Here is a 1,815-nt window from a genome sequence, read left to right on the forward strand (position 1 = left end):
AGGCCTCTTGGGCTTTCTGAAGCTCCGCAATATCTACATAAAATCCCATTAACCTTCCTCCGTGTTTACATACGGCTCATAATACCGAACAAAATCCTCACTGCGCATAAAAGCAGTCGATACTTGTTGCTGGGAGAGCTGTGTCGCACGTAAAACATCCTCTGTGAACTGACTTTCCCAGTCGTCACTATAGCCTTCAAAACGAAGCCGCTCAATCATCATGTTACTAACGAAAAAAGCATCCATTCCAGGCATCTCACCCAAAGGCCAGATGCGAGCCAGATAATCCACTACATAGTCATCAAATCCTTCTTGAAGAGATGGTACTATAGATTAGTATAAAAAGGAGAAACATCTTTAATGATTTCTTTTGAAAAAGCTGTCTGTAGGGGAAGAATATCAATAGCTTCAGAATACTGCTGATGATTTAAATAATCAACAATAGCAAGACAATCTTTTTCTTCACCATCTACAACGAGCGTTGCTACTGGTTGATTCTCTCTAAAAACCATCAATAGGTAGACCATCCGAACACCCGTATTCTGTTGTAAGAATGAAATTAAAGGAGTTGTCAGCCAAGAATAATCTTTACTTGGAACCCCAAATGATACTTGCTTTTCCGTCGTACTCTGTCCGTGGAATAAAGCTGATGGAAGGACTACATTATCAGACATAGGGTTTAGAACAATTCCAGCTATTTGATGATTAGACTGAAGTAACTGTATACAATCAGATAGGCGAACAGATTCCAACTGAATTGAATTATTATCACTTATAGGTGGCAGTTGCTCTTCTTGACTCGTTAAAATAGGCAGATAAAAATTTTCTGTTCCATCCTGAATATGGAGAATGCGGAACGTCTGCTTATCTACCCATCTTATAGGGACGAACAGCGTCCATTTCTCCATATCTGAAAGAAGTTTCGACCTATTCTCTTCTTTTCGTTTCGATGAAAAATGTTGTAAACTATCTTTTATGTTTATTCTTTTTCAATTCCTTATCTAAATCTTGAAGTAGGTAGATGATTTCTAAATTATAATTAGCAGTTGCATCTATCAACATACGTGCATGATCCTTAAGATGAACATTCGATGGGATAGTTTCTGTTTCCTTTATTGATCTAATAATGTTATAAAGAGTGTTAATTGCTCCTTTTCCCTGTATTTCTGAAGGATACTGTTCATCCATTATTTTTAAAATTTTATTGGCTATCTCTATTGATTTCATACTCATAATCTACTCCTTAATTAGGGACAGTCCTTACATTCACTACCCAATCCTGCGACCATCCCTGTGGTAATAATATTTGGTCCGCACCGCCTTTTAGAACAGTCCCTGATGAAGAAATCTTCTGCGGCGCAACTTTTCCAATACTTAATGTTTCTCCCTTAGGAATTCGAATCTCTACTTCGTACATCCGAGTATTCTTCCATTCAGGTAATAAAGCTGTATCAATTTTCGCTTGAATCCTATTTTGAGCAGGAGAAGAGGTTACAAAACTTCCTTCTTGTTTTGCATTCCCTCCAAATGTACGATAAACAGTTACTTCTTCTGTTGTCACTACCGTCCGATATTGTCCATCCTGAAATGAATCCACAATCCATGATGGAAGGTCAGCCTTCTCTATTAATTTTACACTACCATCAATATCTGTAGGATATCTAAATTGATTTTCTTTTCCTAAATACTCCCCAAACTTCGAACTTTCCCGTGCAAGTCGACTTTGCCTAAGATTTTCAAGAATCCTCTCTTTATCAAAGGGCTTCTCTGCCACTCTCACTACATCATCCGCATGTTTACTTGAGAAGTGCATCA

Annotated in this window: 3 protein-coding genes and 1 pseudogene; all 4 read right to left on the reverse strand. The window is 37.8% G+C overall.

Features of this window, described 5'->3' with window-relative positions:
• Nucleotides 1-48: 48 nt before the first annotated feature.
• Entirely contained in the window at nt 49-291 is a 243-nt protein-coding gene (locus HMPREF2628_RS03980; RefSeq protein ID WP_257375281.1) for a DUF4176 domain-containing protein, read from the reverse strand.
• A 35-nt stretch (nt 292-326) separates the two neighbouring features.
• A complete protein-coding gene (locus HMPREF2628_RS03985; protein WP_070842399.1) occupies nt 327-983 on the reverse strand; it encodes an enhanced serine sensitivity protein SseB C-terminal domain-containing protein in 657 nt (218 codons plus the stop codon).
• Nucleotides 967-1,233: a MerR family transcriptional regulator gene (locus tag HMPREF2628_RS03990; protein WP_070842400.1), complete on the reverse strand. Its 267-nt coding sequence runs from the start codon at nt 1,231-1,233 to the stop codon at nt 967-969. Before HMPREF2628_RS03990 ends, HMPREF2628_RS03985 begins: the two co-directional genes overlap by 17 nt.
• 10 nt (nt 1,234-1,243) lie before the next feature.
• Nucleotides 1,244-1,815: pseudogene (locus HMPREF2628_RS11070) on the reverse strand (hypothetical protein); the annotation flags it as partial.

The sequence above is a fragment of the Streptococcus sp. HMSC063B03 genome, from assembly GCF_001836965.1.
In the GTDB taxonomy this organism is placed as follows: domain Bacteria; phylum Bacillota; class Bacilli; order Lactobacillales; family Streptococcaceae; genus Streptococcus; species Streptococcus pneumoniae_F.

Excerpts from the sequence above, each read along its gene's own strand:
- HMPREF2628_RS03990 (WP_070842400.1), bottom strand. The coding sequence starts at position 1,233 with ATGAGTATGAAATCAATAGAGATAGCCAATAAAATTTTAAAAATAATG.